The organism is Desulfonatronum zhilinae, assembly GCF_900182865.1.
GTDB classification, from domain to species: domain Bacteria; phylum Desulfobacterota; class Desulfovibrionia; order Desulfovibrionales; family Desulfonatronaceae; genus Desulfonatronum; species Desulfonatronum lacustre.
Map to the genome: position 1 here is coordinate 89,711 of NZ_FXUJ01000005.1, position 14,462 is coordinate 104,172.

Genomic DNA, 14,462 nt, shown 5'->3' on the forward strand with positions numbered 1-14,462 from the left:
CTTGTTAGACTTCCTGGACACCAGCAATTTTCCATGAGCCATTTCCCAGACTTGGTACTGCAACACCATCGTCATTGGGCTGGTAAATCAATCGGAAATTTAGTTTTTTCCCGTCTGCTTCTGCGTAAATTTCAGTAATCGCGGGCGCTTCATTAATGACTTTTTCAAATTTAAGTGATCTGTAAACTTTCCCACCAAATTCTTGCTTGATATCTGATATTTTAGTTTGTTTTGAATAAAATCTCTTCTCCCAAAACAACTCTGATAATTCCTTGTAGTTTTTCTTGTTTAACCACTTGATGAATAGGACCACAACGTATTCTGGAAGTAATTTATCGATATTCTCTTGGTTAGAATTTATTTGATGATAATATTGCTCGCTATACTCCTTTGCCTTCCATTTTGATAACGTCTTTTTTACAATTTTATTGTTATGCAATTTTAAAAACACTTCTTTCATATCTGGTGGAGCACTATCTTTTATGAATTTTTCATGTCTCTCTTCTTCAGTCATTTTTGATTGAGCCCAATCGCGTATGACGAATAGATAGTGCCAGCACTTTAAAGCGACTTTATGATTTGCGTATCCTAAATCAAGACCATGAAGAATTCCATTTCTATACGGCTCTTCAATTTCATCCTCTCTTGTTTTAAATCTTCCTTTTCGAAATACGTTATGTATTACGCCAAGCCCATTATCAATTGTTGTTATCGAATTCCAAGCATCAATATCTTCTTTATCAGAATGAAATCCTTTCCCTACTACGTCGTTTACGACACCATCAATCATCATCAAAATAATTGGTATTGTTGCATGATATCTATTTTCTTGATAATCTAGATAAGCTTTTTCGATTAGAGGAATTCTTTTCCTCGTTGTTTCGGTGTGATTTAGCCACAGTAGTTCGTATCGCATTCTTTCGGCATCATAATAGTCAGCGAAATTTGCTATTGCTTTTTCGCTCTCGCCAATCTTTGCAAGTTCGATTTGATTCTTCATGAATTCCATACTAATGGAATCATAAGCAATCCAGCCGTATTTCGAGAAATAGAAATTAAACTCGTCTGGAGTCGTTTTTATTTCTTCTAGTTGTTGCTTCAACTTTTTCATTTGCTTTTTTAGTTCCTTTATTTTTTCCCGGCCACCCAGTAGGAGCGGCATAAAGTCTGCTGCCTGTAATAGGAGATTCATGCCTACAAGTTGTTCTTCAAATTTTCTGATCGATACAAATTCTGAATATTTCATATTCTTCCGCCCGAAGGGTCAGTATAACGGGCCGGGACAGGCCGAAGTCCGGTCCAGTCGGTTGTACTCGACGCGGCTTCCGCGTCGCGGGAACGCTTAAGCTCAGCGTGGCCGGAGCGCGAAGCGCGGAGGGAACCCAAACTGCGCAGCGGTTTGGGCGTCCGCTGCAGCGCTTTGTTGGGCGCCGCCTCACGCACGCTACTGGTACTCATTCAACACCTTGCAACATTGCCGAATAGACCTGATGAACTTAGTGACTCCGCTTACTGAGCGTTGACCGTTGTGCACAACGTTCTGTCTTTGCTCAATCGCTTTTCGGCAGCCGCTGAGTGTCTCCTCAGGCAGTACTTCCTCAGGCAAGAGGAGCGGCAAAAGATACCTAATTGTTCCACTCAGCCCCATATGATCGATCTGCTTGTCGAGGTCAGCCACCCCAAGTCTGGCGCCGTATTTGGACGCAAGATCAGGGTTCTTTTTGTGCTTCCGACCAAATTTAGCAACCGCCACCTCCAAAGCTGCTACTGCCTCCATCAACGCGCTTCGATCATAACCATTGCCTACCAACTGCTCTGCGGTGGCTAGAACTTCATTGACCAGAGGGGCTTTATGGTCATTGCGCACGAAAGCGATGACATCTCCCCACTCGTCTTTTCGAATGTACTCATCCTCTGAACGCATGATCACGTTGATAGCCATCCGGTTTGTGGGCTGGAACCTGAAAGTTTTCCCCTGATTTATCGATGCAGTTGCTTCGAAATGCTGAAACTGGCTGTACATCGAGTTTCGGTCTTGCTCGTATGGTTGCAACCAAAATTGATTCTTGATTGACCTGGCGAATTCAATCAGCCTGTTGTAACGATGAACTACTATGCGAAGCACTCTCCATCCAACGTCTTCATATTTTTTCTGCAATGCCTTCTCACTTGGCAGTAAATCTCGCTTATAGTCAAAAGTCCGTATGTGGGCTGCGAGGGCGTTGTCAATGTTACGAACGGTTACCTCTGCCCAAATGTAGTGAGCTAGGACGTTGACGTGATTTTTCAGATCTTCTGCTTGCGGTTGCGACGCCCACCAAGTGGATTGCAGATCAAACCAAAGAAGTAGCTCAATACCATCTTCTTCAAGCTGGATTCCTTGATCTCTTCCGATAGGAAGCCAGCGAGAAAACGTCAGATTGGGAGTGCCAATCAAAGGTTCGGCTTTGATTGGGATTTTCATCTTGATGCGAAGAACTGCCATTTACCACCTCTGCAGCACTGGCGCCCAACGACTCGCGGCTCAGCCGCGGCGCGTCACCGATCTAAACGCTAGCATCAGCGATATCTTCCGCGAGCACGGCCCGGAGTACCTGCGGCGTTTTGCCGAAACCATGCCAAAGGAACACAAAAAGGTGATCGCCGCGATTATCAAGTGCCGCACGGAGGTGTGCGGAGCCGCGATCTATTACTGCGAACACTGCGACCAACTGCATGCCGTCCCAAGAGGATGCGGCAACAGGCATTGCCCAGGATGTCAGAACCACAAAAGCCGCCAGTGGCTCCAAACGCAACTGGAGCGACAATTGCCTGGCCATCACTTCATGCTGACCTTCACCGTGCCCGAAATCCTGCGTCCTTTTTTGCGCGGCCACCAGCGGGTCGGATACAGCGCTCTCTTCGCCGCGTCCTCGAAGGCGATCAAAAAATTGGCCGCGGACCCCAGGTTCGTCGGCGGCGATACGACGGGATTCTTCGGCGTGCTCCATACCTGGGGACGCCAACTCCAGTATCACCCCCACATCCATTACGTGGTCGCCGGAGGCGCGCTCGACAGCCGCGGTGGGCGGTGGCTTCCAAGCTCACCCAACTTTTTCCTGCCGGTGCGCGCATTGTCAAAGATCTATCGAGCCGTCTTTCGAAAGCTCATGGCCAAGGCAAACCTTCTTGGCGAGATACCCAAGGAAGCCTGGACAACCGCCTGGAACGTCAACTCACAGGCTGTCGGGAGTTCGGAGGCCTCGATCAAATACCTCACGCCCTACGTCTTCCGGGTGGCCATATCCAACAACCGAATCATCAAGGTCGAAGACTGCGGGGTCTTCATCCGCTACCAAAAGACCGGGAGCAACAGACCGAGGACCATGGTCCTCGACGTCCTGGAGTTCATCCGGCGCTTCCTCCAACACGTCCTCCCTTCAGGTTTCATGAAGGTGCGCTACTATGGACTGCTCAGCCCATCTTTCAGGCTTGGCCTGAAAGAGGTTTGCGCCAGAATCGAACTCGCATTCGGATTCGCCGTCGCCACTGTGCACGTGGAATCCGTCCCCATGCCGAAAATGACGTGCCGCCGTTGCGGACATGCACTGACCTATCTGTACTCGCTGCTTCCGTATCGAAGCATGGCCATGGAAGGAGGACCGCCGGGCTAATCTGAACCGGCTCAGGACAATCACGCTCCGACAAGGAAGCATCAAGCCCGGCCGAAGATATTCCGGTAGCGGGACGGGAGGGTTGCGTCCAACCAAGGAAAAACGCCCCGGACATGCCCGCAGCCAGCCTCGCCAACCACGGAGGAGTATCTCAAATAACTGCTGAACATGGCTCATTGACCCCGCTCAACGTTCAGATCAATCAACCGCCCAGCACGTAACCTTCCTCCCCCCTGTCAGACCGAAAAGGCTTTACCCTATAGCAAAAAACCGTGCCAACGCGACGGGCTTCTTGAACAATGGATTGAAACGACCTTTCAGGTCGTGTCAATCCTTAAGGGTTATACATTTTTTATTCATTCATTTTTTTATAAACCTTTTTCATCATCAATTCTTTCACTAAGTTTCCAAATACTTTGTCTTCAAGGATTTTTTCAAATATCTCTTGGTTTTGGTCCATTCTGTCAATTAGTTTTGTGATGAACAAATCCTCAAAAGCGTATTTAAACGTGTCAATCTTATTTACTTTTGCTTGTGTTTGAAGTGTTTTATCTTCCATTAATTCCGCTTCTATTTGGTCAAAGAAAAGTTTGTCGGCTTCTTCAAATTCAGTTCCAAAACGGTCGTTTAGTACATTGATAATTTCAGAAAGCAAAGCTTCTTCATCTTTTGCTCTTTTCAATCCGGCTTCTGTTGTTCCGCTTAATTCTCCTGTTTCGCCAGTTAACAAATCAATTGAGCCTTCTTTGATTTTTTGTAAGCGATAATATTCCAAAGCCACTTCATCGTCTAAGTGCAAACTTTCAGAAAGCTCTCGCTTTGGCAATCTTGTTTGCAAAAGTTTAGCATAAGCATAAAAACGCTCAAAATCTGGGTCAACAAACGGCATAATTTGAGCCAAGAAAGCGTAAAGATTTGTCCAGGTGCGTAATCCTTTTTTAAACTCGTCTTGTTTTTCCTCTTCTTCTATTTCTTTGAACCTATCAACAGCAGGGTCAGTAAATGAATACAGGTATTTTTGTTGTTTCGGGTTGTTCAGTTTTGTTTCAGGATTGAAATAAACATTTGCAAAGGCTTCAATTTCTGTTTCCCAATAAATTTGAAATTCATCTAATCTTGCTTTTAAGTCGTACAAGTGATTGATGTCTGTTTCTTCTGTAACCGTTGTTATTTCATAATAAGGTTGAAATGATGCAAAAATAGTTTCACGGTCATTTACAAAGTCTAAAACGAATGTATCTTCTTTGCCTGCACAAGTCCTGTTTAACCGAGATAATGTTTGTACTGCTTTTACTCCCGAGAGTTTTTTATCTACATACATTGTTTGTAAAAGTGGCTGATCAAATCCTGTTTGGTATTTATCTGCCACAATTAAAATCTTGTATTCTTCCTTGTCAAAAATTTCAGGTAATTCTTTCTCGCTATATCCTGTCATTTGTGGTTCAGAAACGCCATCAGGCGTGTTGTCGTCTATCACTTTACCCGAAAATGCCACAAGGATTTTAATATCATTTTGATAGCCTTTTTCTTTTATGTACTTATTAAATTCTTCAAAATAGCGTTTGGCGTGTAATCTTGAACCACAAACCAACATTGCTTTGGCTTTTCCTCCAATTTTATGAGTAACAATTTGCTTGAAATGCTCAATAATGATTTCTGTTTTTTGAGCCAAATTATGCGGATGCAAGGAAACGAATTTGCCAATTGCTTTTGCCGCTTTCTTTTTGTTTAAATTGGGGTCGTCTTCAATGGCTTTGGTCAGTTTAAAGTAAAGTTCGTAAGTGGTATAATTTTTTAAGACATCTAAGATAAAACCTTCTTCAATGGCTTGACGCATTGAATACAAATGAAAGGGTTGTGGTTTGCCTTTGGCATCTTTATGGCCAAAAACCTGTAATGTTTTATATTTTGGGGTAGCAGTAAATGCAAAAAACGAAATATTACTTTGCTGACCTCTTGACTGTGCAGAACGCTCTATTTGCTCTCTTACAAAATCATCTCCTGTGTAATCGTCTGTTGTGTCTTCCGTTGTTGCTTCTTCTAAGGTTTTTGCCGCTAAAACCTCTTTCATTTTTTTACTGGCTTCGCCACCCTGTGAACTGTGAGCTTCGTCAATAATGACAGCATAATTTCGGTCGGGCAACTCACGAACTTTATCCACCACAAAAGGAAATTTTTGTAAAGTGGTAATGATGATATTTGTTCCATAGCCCAAAGCAGAAGCTAATTGTGTACTGTCTTTATCTATTCGCTGTACAACGCCTGTTTTATGCTCAAATTGATAAATGGTATTTTGCAATTGTTGGTCAAGTACTTTTCTATCCGTAACCACAATCACCGAGTCAAAAATCCGCTTGTCGGTGGCATTGTGCAAACTTGAAAGCCTATAAGCCAACCAAGCAATGGAATTACTTTTACCTGAACCTGCCGAATGTTGTATTAAATAGTTTGTGCCTGCTTCTACTTCGAGTACATTGTTACTGATTTTACGAACGGCATCTAATTGATGGTATCGTGGAAATATTAATTTTTCTTTCTTGTAAATTTTGCCATTAGATTCAAATTCTTCCGTTTCTAAATGCAAGAAACGTTGCAAAATTTCCATCCAACTATTTTTTTGTAAAATGTATTCCCATAAATAAGCTGTTCGGTAACCATTTTCATTTTTTGGGTTTCCCTTTCCGTTATTTGCACCTTTATTGAATGGTAGCCAATAGGTTTTGCTACCATCTAATTTGGTGGTCATAAATACTTCATCTTGGTCAACGGCAAAGTGTACCAAGGTTCGTTTTTTAAAAGCAAACAACAACTCTTTATTATCTCTTGTAGTGCTGTATTGTTTTAAAGCATTGCCAACATCTTGACCTGTAAACTGATTTTTGAGTTCTAATGTAGCTACAGAAATGCCGTTAAGTGCCAAGACCACATCTACCGAGTTTTTATTTTTGGTGCTGTAATAGATTTGGCGGTACACTTTTAGGCTGTTTTTATTGTACAAATCAACCGCATCAGGGTTGAGACCCGAAGCTGGTTGAAAATATGCCATTTGAAAACGCACGCCATAATCTACAAATCCATTTCTAAGCACATCTAAACTGCCTCTTAAATCGAGTTCTTTGTAAAGGCGTTGTATAATTCTATTATCGGTATCGGCTCCGTGAATGGCAGAAATTTTAGCCCATCTTTTGGGTTGAGATGCTTGCAGAAATGCAATCACTTCATATTTAAACATTCCCAATTCTTTGCTGTAATCTTCTGCATTTCCTTGTGTGTAGCCGCCTTGCTCTACAAGGGTTTGTACAAGGGCAGTTTCAAAAGTATTTTCGGTTGTAATGCTCATAATTCCTCTATTTGTGCCGTTTGCTCGTCCTCTTGTTTCTTCACAAATTGCCTGTAAGCAACATCTTTAAAAATCAGTCTTAATGTATGCTTTTCTTTTTCGGAAACGGTTTCTTTTAGATTGCCTGTTTCATCGTAGCAATCTTTTATAAATTCATAATCGTTTTGATAATCTTCTTCTGAAATATTGATTAGTTTACTTGGTAAATCTGATTCTAAAATTTCAAAAGTGTCAGGGTCAAAATAGCGAACCAAAGGTTTGTTTATCTCGTTGTATTCTCTTCCCTGAAAACAAGGTTTTCCTTTGCTCGATTCCCAATAAATGCCAAAAAACTCTGTGCGGTTTGATTTATATATTTTGGCAATTTGCAAACTGCCGTCAACTTCTCTTATATTTTGATCGAGCGATATGGAACTCAATATTCGTAATGGTTCCATATCTAATTTTTTACCAAATTTATCTTCGTCAGAAAGCAATTTTTTAAATCTCTCTTTGGCTTCTTTTTCTACATCAATATCGGCATTACCCAAAAATGTGTAGAAAATTGTTTGGTCACTTCCATTTGTAAGTTCATCAAATACAAAGCCTTCTGCATCTTTCGTATAGTGCAATTTCCAAACCCGATAAACTCCTTTTTGCCAATCCCAGCCACCAAACAAAAATTGAGCAGAGCCTCTTTCTTCGTGTATTCTTTCTTTGTCAATCTCCGTAATGGTTTTTACCAATGTCGTAAACTGCTCAGACAAAAATTCCAAAACTTCTTCGAGCGTAGCAGAGGGCGATTGCAAATATTTATCTAAGTGTATGGAAGAAACCATATTTAATACCAATGGATAGGCTCTAAAAGTATCGCCTGCAAAACATAGCAAACAGTCTTTGCGTGGCAGTTCAAACAACTTAATACCGTGTTTCCATTTTTCGCCACCCGTAAGGCAACTATCGGTTGCAAAAACCAATTCTTCGGTGTCGTTTACTTGGCGAATATGTGCTGTACAAAGTGTCATATCTTATTCCGTTACTTTTATTTTACCTGTTACTACTTCGCTGATTAAGGCGGTGCGGTATTCGGTAAGTAAGTCGATTAGTTTGTTTACTTTTTCTATCTGTGAATTAAGCAGTATAAGCTGAACTTTAATATGTTCAACTATTTCCTTTTGTTCATTAATACTTGGCAAAACCATTCGGATGTTTTCAAGAACTTTCATCCCAATATTCTGTTGAGTCCCATAATTCCAACCTATTTCAATAGCTGAGAAAAACGATTTTGACTTCATAAAATAGAATAGAAACTCACTTAACAATACATCATAATTTGGTCTCATTGCGGCAAGTGGTGACCAAATATTAAATTCAATATCTGTTTCAACAATGGCAAGATTACCTGTTGTTGCACCTGATTTAATCATATAAACGTCACCAATCTGGGGTTTATATTTTAATGAAAATCTCTCGTGTTCTTCTCTTGAAATAAATCCCCTTTTCTTATTAAAATCAATCTTATCATTTTTTATTGCTTCAGCTGAGATAAATGGAATTCCATCAGGCAATAATTCAGGTGTTTCGTGAGGTCCATCAGTAATTGGTTTAGATAGAGTATATTTTATAGGCAAAACTTCCCAATGCTCAGGAATTTCGCCCAACCATTCAATCCCGCTATCTTTCATTGGCACATTGGGGTTAATGCCTTTGGTAACCGCTTGGTTGATGATGGCGGTTTTTTCTTCTTCGTAGAGTTCGAGCAGGCGTTTTTTGTCGGCTATCAGTTCGTCTATTTCGGTGGTTTTGCGGTCGAGGTAATTGGCTATGGCGGTTTGTTCTTGTAATGTTGGACGAACCATTCTAAGGTTTTCCAATACATTCATTCCGATATTTTGTTGTGTACCATAATTCCAGCCCAATTCAATAGCCGAAAAAAAACGACTAGACTTCATATAAAAAAACAAGAAATCTGTTGTTGTTTTGTTTGGGGCAGGTCTAAATGCAGCTAGAGGTGACCAAATATTAAATTCTTCATTGGTTTGTACTCGAGCTAAATTTCCAGTAGTTGCACCAGATTTTATCATATAAACATCACCCATTTGGGGTTTATATTTTAAAGAAAATCTCTCGTGTTCTTCTATGGAAATAAATCCCCTTTTCTTGTTAAAATCAATCTTGTCATTTTTAATTGCCTCAGCAGAAATAAATGGAATGCCATCAGGTAATAATTCGGGTGTTTCGTGAGGTCCATCAGTTAATGGTATTAAAAGAGAATATTTTATTGGAACTATTTCCCAATGCTCAGGAATTTCCCCAATCCATTCAATGCCTGTATCTTTATAGTTGTCGTATTTCTCCATTAGTCCAGCACCGTTTTTTCAGTTTCCAAAGTCTTTTCTTCCAACGCCAAAATATCGGCTTTAATCTTATCTAAAGGTCGCAGTGGTTTAAACTCATAGAAATATTTGGTAAAGTTTATTTCATAACCAATTTTGGTTTTGGTTTCATCAATCCAAGCCGTTGGTAAGTGTGGTTTTACTTCTCGCTCAAAGTATTCCTCAATGGTTTGCGGTACAAGATTTCCGTTTTGGTCTGTTTTCAAAAAAGGGATGTTTTCATAATCTCGCAAAGAGCTGTCAGGCTTTGGTTTACCTTTGCTTTTAACTACTTTGTCATTTTCTATGAGTGGCTGTTCTACCGTAACACGGTAATAGGCAAAATAATCATTGGGTACTATTTTAGAAAACTCGTTTTCTTCAAAATTGCCATATATCTGAGTGATAAAACCAATGCCTTTTTCGGTGCCGTTTTCTATTATCTTTTTACGTTTATTTCCAAGGCTTTTATCCATTTTCTGCCAAAAACGGTTGTGGTCGAGCTTGCCCTCTTTCATCAATTCTTCATCTTTTACACCTGTGGCATTTATCAACTGCACTTTCCCTTTTCGTTCTGCATTTTTCTTATTGGTAACAATCCAGATATACGTTGAAATACCTGTGTTGTAAAACAGTTGGTCGGGTAGTGCTATGATGGTTTCTAACCAGTCATTTTCAATTATCCATTTTCTGATTTCACTTTCTCCGCTTCCTGCTGCACCCGAAAACAAAGGCGAACCATTAAACACAATTCCAATTCGTGTTCCGCCTGGTTTCATTTTAGAAATCATATGTTGCAAAAAGAGTAGTGAACCATCGTTTATTCTTGGTAAACCTGCTCCAAAACGTCCTCGCATTCCTTTACTGTCTGCTTCTGCTTTAATTATTTTCTGTGCTTTTTTCCAGTCCACACCAAAAGGCGGATTGGAAAGCATATAATCAAACTTTTCCTCTTCCAGACCGTCAACCGTAAAAGTGTTTCCAAACTTCACATTGGAAGGATTTTGCCCTTTAATCAGCATATCAGATTTGCAGATAGCGTAAGATTCAGGGTTTATTTCTTGTCCGAAAACTTTTAGTTCGGCTTTTGCGTTGAGTTCATTCAAATGCTGTTCTGCAACCGAAAGCATACCGCCCGTTCCGCAAGCAGGGTCGTACATTGTTTTTACAATTCCCTCTTTGGTCAAAGTCTCGCTATCTTCATTGAATAGTACATTGACCATTAATCGAATTACTTCTCTTGGCGTAAAGTGTTCCCCTGCGGTTTCGTTGGATTGTTCAGAGAATTTACGGATAAGGTCTTCAAAAATGTAACCCATAATCATTGGGTCGTCTTCTGAAAGGTCAATTTCTTGAAATGCTTTTACCACCCGAAAAAGAATGTCCGCCTTTGGGTCGTCCATCCTGTCTATTTGGTCGTCAAAATTGAAATATTCGATTATTTCTCTGGCACTTGTGGAGAATCCGTTGATGAAGTTTCTTAGGTTAGCCGCTACATTGTTTGGGTCGGCAATGAGTTTGTCAAAGTCAAATTGGCTTCGGTTATGGAAGTTAAAACCTGCTTTTTTATTCAAAGCAATGTCCTTAGCACTTTCTTTTAAACTGTCAACTTTTGGCAAATAGTCAAGAACATCTTGTTTGGTGCTTTTTAACACACAGTCCAAACGCCTTAGCACTGTCATTGGCAAGATTACTTTTCCATAATCTGCTCTTTTGTAATCGCCTCTAAGAAGATTTGCAACTTCCCATATTTTATCTGACTTTTCTTTAAAGTTCTTCACTTGTAAATGTACTCCTTACGAGTTGATATTTTCATGTATAACGCCGCGCTCTGCGGCAAATTTGGAGCGCAGCGTAAAATTTATCCGACAGCAGCGCTTTGTTAGCCACCAACTCGCTCCCCCACCCATTCTACGGCTTCATTGATGTCAGCAATGACCACACATGGATAGTCGTTCGCCAATTGGAGATGCTTTTGCTTAAGAAGTGACCTTAACGGTTTCTCCGTCATGAAAGCTCTACAGTATCCAACTGCGGCTGCCGCATGGTAAAAATCGTAGAAATCATTCGCTACCAATTTCCTCCCTTTATCCCAGCGAACCGCAGCATGACATAGGGCAGAAACATGCAGACTCGGCAATCTCAGTGCCACGGACCTCTTTGTGACTAAGTTTCCGAATACTGTATGCCATTTCTGTTCACGCTCCTGCATTTCATGGTCCGAGCACGCAGCCGAAACGCCCGATACCCTCTCATATTCATTTTCCGACCACATGCGGGGCACATGCATGAACAGACTCAACGCACCGCGGATTTCGTCAAGATAGACCTGCTTGAAGTTCTTCACCTCACCTTGATGATTTCGATTGAGCACATTCAGCTTGCCTGCCGTTTCACCAAACTTCTCTGGTGAAAAATATGCTCCGTCCTCCAGATAGGAAAGCACTTCAACCAATGGAATCTGCCACATATGGTCGAAAAATGACTTTTGAATGTCGAGTTCCTCTTCCGGAGGAAAGGCTGTCTCGGAAGGGTGCACTACGCCCAACACATAGCTGAGCTTCGACCACACCAGGTCTTTGGGCTCATGATACTGAGCTCCGTTGGGTGTCGGCACGGCAATGACACTAACCAACTCCTGCGCAACCCGTTGTTCGTACGGAACCAGCGTTATGCCATGACTGAATTCATCAATTAGCTCTGCTGTGGCTTGCCGGGTTGTTAGATCTTGCTGCTTCAGCAACTCCAGAAACACGGACTCACTAATCGGACAGAGAACTTTTCCGCTCGTTACGGCGCTTCTTATCTTGCCGAGCAGCTCATAGGCAGCCTGAATTTTTGACCGACCCATGTGGGCATCACGAAGCAGCACCCAAAAGCGTTTATCGAGATATATCTTCTCCAAGCCCTGAATTGACTCAGCAAGCTCCAGTGCTTTTGCTTTGACGTGTTGATCTATAGAAATCTCAGGATGTCGCCTGTGGAATTCAAATGAAGCTGCTATATCAGGAGCAGTGGGTTCTTTCATAGGATGGCCTTGGTGGCTAACAGTGTTATTATGCGGAACTCACAAAATCCCCCTCCAAATTCACGGCCTTCACACCTGCTGATTTGGCAAACACTTTCTGGAAATTGGCCAACATTTGCCGCATTATTCCAATGTGTTGATGGACGTCTGTCAAATCCTTCATGACTCCGAAGTCAGCTTTATGCCTTCTCCTGAGGTCAGCTTTATGCAGCAGCCATAAGTTCATCCAACATACGGGACATAAAGCCAACCTCGGATAAAAAATGATGGGCGCATCGGGATGGTTCAGAAACTGTTGACACTTACCAAATCGAACCGCCCGCTGCGCTCAGGGCGCAAAGGTCGCCAAGAAGAGATTCTGTCTTCCGCTGGAAAGATGTGGAAGCCAAAAGGCTCGCCGCCTATCGGCGTTTTTGATTCCTCCCGATCGGGATCGTTCCACGCACATCGTCAACCATCGACAAATTCCAGCGCTGGCTTGAAAAAACTGATGAATACCAAATGTTGAGTCCCATAAACCACATCTGGAATGGAGGCAATCGGAATGGTTCGGAGAACTGAAAACCAAAAAGCCCGACCTTGAATATCAAGGTCGGGCCGTCATGCATATGATCTCTGGAGGGTCGGGTTGAAGCAAGGGGGAAGGGAGAGATGGCTGCTGAAAGTCAGGGCACGAAAGCGACAGCGCCCAGGGCCTCAGTGGGATAGAAAACGCCGAGGCTCCACGTTCAGAACCTTGCCCAGCAACTCCGCATGCCCGTGGCCGATAGGTCTCTTGCCCTGCTCCATCTCAAACAAATGCCGCCGCGAAATGCCGGTCAGATCCGAGAGCTGCTTCTGCGTCAGGCTTTCCCTGTAGCGAGCCCCGGACAAAACCGTCCGAGGCGTCAACGGGGGAAGGATCGCGGTTGCGTCACAGGAGTCGTCGTCAACGATGCACCCCTGTCTTGCAAGGTATTCCTTGATATCATGCGTCTTTTCAGCGGGACAGATGACCCGGAATAGATCAATAGGGGGCTTTTTCATGTGTTCCGACATAGGTCACCTCGACAAATCAAATAACGCCGCGTCGAGTGCATCCGACGCGGCGTAAAGATTCAAGCCCGCCGAATAAAACCCGGCGTTAAAGAGTAATCAACCCGAATCAGGCCACCTCGACCACTTCCAGGTCAAAGGTCAGGTTTTCTCCGGCCAGAGGGTGGTTGGCGTCCAGGGTCTGGCAACGGATTGTTCCACCCTCCAGCGTGTCTACACGGACTAGGCGCTCCAGCGCACCGTTATGGCTCGGGGTGAACGACAAACACCGATCAGTCAGGGCTATTCGGGAGCTTCCTGAGAATGAAAAGACCACAAATGCTCAATAATATCCAAAGAGCAGGGTTTCATCGGTTTCCAATTCGCGACGCTGGAGCGTCGGGAGCTGCGTTTCCACGCTGGAGCGTGGGAACGATCCTGTTCCTGTACAGCCTGTGGGTGCAGTTCGGGCGGAGAAGCAGGAAGCAAGGAGAAACATGATGGGCAATCAATCACAACATAGGAGGGTGTTTTTCTATGGCCAGCGGTACTCAGCGCAGTCATCAACGAACCGTTTGCAGTCATTTGCGCTGCTTTTTTGGCCAGCACCGACGAATCGGTACCAGTCAGGTTCTTCGACGATAATCGCAACATGGCGAAGTGAAGCCACTCCGGTAAGTACTCCCGCGGCCAGGAGCAAACGGTCGCTCATTTGGTGTGGGTTGGCCTTTCGTTGTTGCGGGAAGTACCTTCTTCCTCCCTATTTCCGAAAGTTTAACGACCGGAGCGATCTGGGGTGAGCCTCAGAAACCAGCATTCACCTGGATGCAATCCTTGGGACAGTAGGCAGCGGCCTTGCGCAGGTCCTCTTCGGGGCCTTGGTTTGTTTTCAGATAGGGGAGTTCCGTAGTTTCATCCCAGCCGAACACTTCCGGGCACAGCTCCACGCAGGCTTGGCAACTGGTGCAGTGTTCCAGATCAAGGTTCGCTTCGGCAAGGGGAAGAGAAGGGGCGGGCATGGTTGCTCCGAATGGGAAAGTGTTTGGGGTCGCGAGAGCGGATGATCCGTTTGT

General features: G+C 43.3%; 11 protein-coding genes. 1 reads left to right on the forward strand and 10 read right to left on the reverse strand.

Annotated elements, in window-relative coordinates; translation table 11 throughout:
• Positions 1–4: 4 nt before the first annotated feature.
• A complete protein-coding gene (locus AC559A_RS06240; protein WP_498816859.1) occupies positions 5–1,246 on the reverse strand; it encodes a hypothetical protein in 1,242 nt (413 codons plus the stop codon).
• Between the two features lie 198 nt (positions 1,247–1,444).
• Entirely contained in the window at positions 1,445–2,485 is a 1,041-nt protein-coding gene (locus AC559A_RS06245) for a hypothetical protein (protein WP_498816860.1), read from the reverse strand.
• An 82-nt stretch (positions 2,486–2,567) separates the two neighbouring features.
• On the opposite strand from AC559A_RS06245, the gene AC559A_RS06250 reads away from it, so the two are divergent.
• Positions 2,568–3,653, forward strand: coding sequence for an IS91 family transposase (locus AC559A_RS06250; RefSeq protein ID WP_498816962.1), 1,086 nt, complete (start codon positions 2,568–2,570; stop codon positions 3,651–3,653).
• 352 nt (positions 3,654–4,005) lie between these two features.
• Here AC559A_RS06250 and AC559A_RS06255 read toward each other — a convergent pair whose 3' ends face one another.
• From AC559A_RS06255 to AC559A_RS06290, 8 genes are all read right to left on the reverse strand, one after another.
• Positions 4,006–6,993, reverse strand: coding sequence for a type I restriction endonuclease subunit R (locus AC559A_RS06255; protein ID WP_498816862.1), 2,988 nt, complete (start codon positions 6,991–6,993; stop codon positions 4,006–4,008).
• Positions 6,990–7,997 carry a hypothetical protein gene (locus tag AC559A_RS06260; protein WP_498816864.1) on the reverse strand — a complete coding sequence of 336 codons (1,008 nt, stop codon included), beginning with the start codon at positions 7,995–7,997 and terminating at the stop codon, positions 6,990–6,992. The genes AC559A_RS06255 and AC559A_RS06260 overlap by 4 nt, the downstream gene beginning before the upstream one ends.
• Positions 7,998–8,000: 3 nt before the next feature.
• Positions 8,001–9,332: a restriction endonuclease subunit S gene (locus tag AC559A_RS06265; protein WP_498816865.1), complete on the reverse strand. Its 1,332-nt coding sequence runs from the start codon at positions 9,330–9,332 to the stop codon at positions 8,001–8,003.
• Entirely contained in the window at positions 9,332–11,128 is a 1,797-nt protein-coding gene (locus AC559A_RS06270; RefSeq protein WP_498816867.1) for a type I restriction-modification system subunit M, read from the reverse strand. Before AC559A_RS06270 ends, AC559A_RS06265 begins: the two co-directional genes overlap by 1 nt.
• Positions 11,129–11,229: 101 nt before the next feature.
• Positions 11,230–12,375 (reverse strand): hypothetical protein, encoded by a 1,146-nt coding sequence (locus tag AC559A_RS06275; RefSeq protein WP_498816869.1) that lies wholly within the window; start codon positions 12,373–12,375, stop codon positions 11,230–11,232.
• Between the two features lie 696 nt (positions 12,376–13,071).
• The gene (locus AC559A_RS06280; RefSeq protein ID WP_498816871.1) at positions 13,072–13,413 is read right to left on the reverse strand and encodes a helix-turn-helix domain-containing protein; all 342 of its coding nucleotides are present in this window, start codon (positions 13,411–13,413) and stop codon (positions 13,072–13,074) included.
• Positions 13,414–13,519: 106 nt separating this feature from the next.
• A complete protein-coding gene (locus AC559A_RS06285) occupies positions 13,520–13,675 on the reverse strand; it encodes a hypothetical protein (protein ID WP_498816873.1) in 156 nt (51 codons plus the stop codon).
• 517 nt (positions 13,676–14,192) lie between these two features.
• Positions 14,193–14,408 carry a ferredoxin gene (locus tag AC559A_RS06290; RefSeq protein ID WP_498816875.1) on the reverse strand — a complete coding sequence of 72 codons (216 nt, stop codon included), beginning with the start codon at positions 14,406–14,408 and terminating at the stop codon, positions 14,193–14,195.
• Positions 14,409–14,462 lie beyond the last annotated feature (54 nt).

What these genes read in the sequence shown, in the direction of transcription:
- AC559A_RS06240 (WP_498816859.1), bottom strand. Translation starts at nt 1,246, where the DNA reads ATGAAATATTCAGAATTTGTATCGATCAGAAAATTTGAAGAACAACTT.
- AC559A_RS06245 (WP_498816860.1), bottom strand. Translation starts at nt 2,485, where the DNA reads ATGGCAGTTCTTCGCATCAAGATGAAAATCCCAATCAAAGCCGAACCT.
- AC559A_RS06255 (WP_498816862.1), bottom strand. Translation starts at nt 6,993, where the DNA reads ATGAGCATTACAACCGAAAATACTTTTGAAACTGCCCTTGTACAAACC.
- AC559A_RS06260 (WP_498816864.1), bottom strand. Translation starts at nt 7,997, where the DNA reads ATGACACTTTGTACAGCACATATTCGCCAAGTAAACGACACCGAAGAA.
- AC559A_RS06265 (WP_498816865.1), bottom strand. Translation starts at nt 9,332, where the DNA reads ATGGAGAAATACGACAACTATAAAGATACAGGCATTGAATGGATTGGG.
- AC559A_RS06275 (WP_498816869.1), bottom strand. Translation starts at nt 12,375, where the DNA reads ATGAAAGAACCCACTGCTCCTGATATAGCAGCTTCATTTGAATTCCAC.
- AC559A_RS06280 (WP_498816871.1), bottom strand. Translation starts at nt 13,413, where the DNA reads ATGTCGGAACACATGAAAAAGCCCCCTATTGATCTATTCCGGGTCATC.
- AC559A_RS06290 (WP_498816875.1), bottom strand. Translation starts at nt 14,408, where the DNA reads ATGCCCGCCCCTTCTCTTCCCCTTGCCGAAGCGAACCTTGATCTGGAA.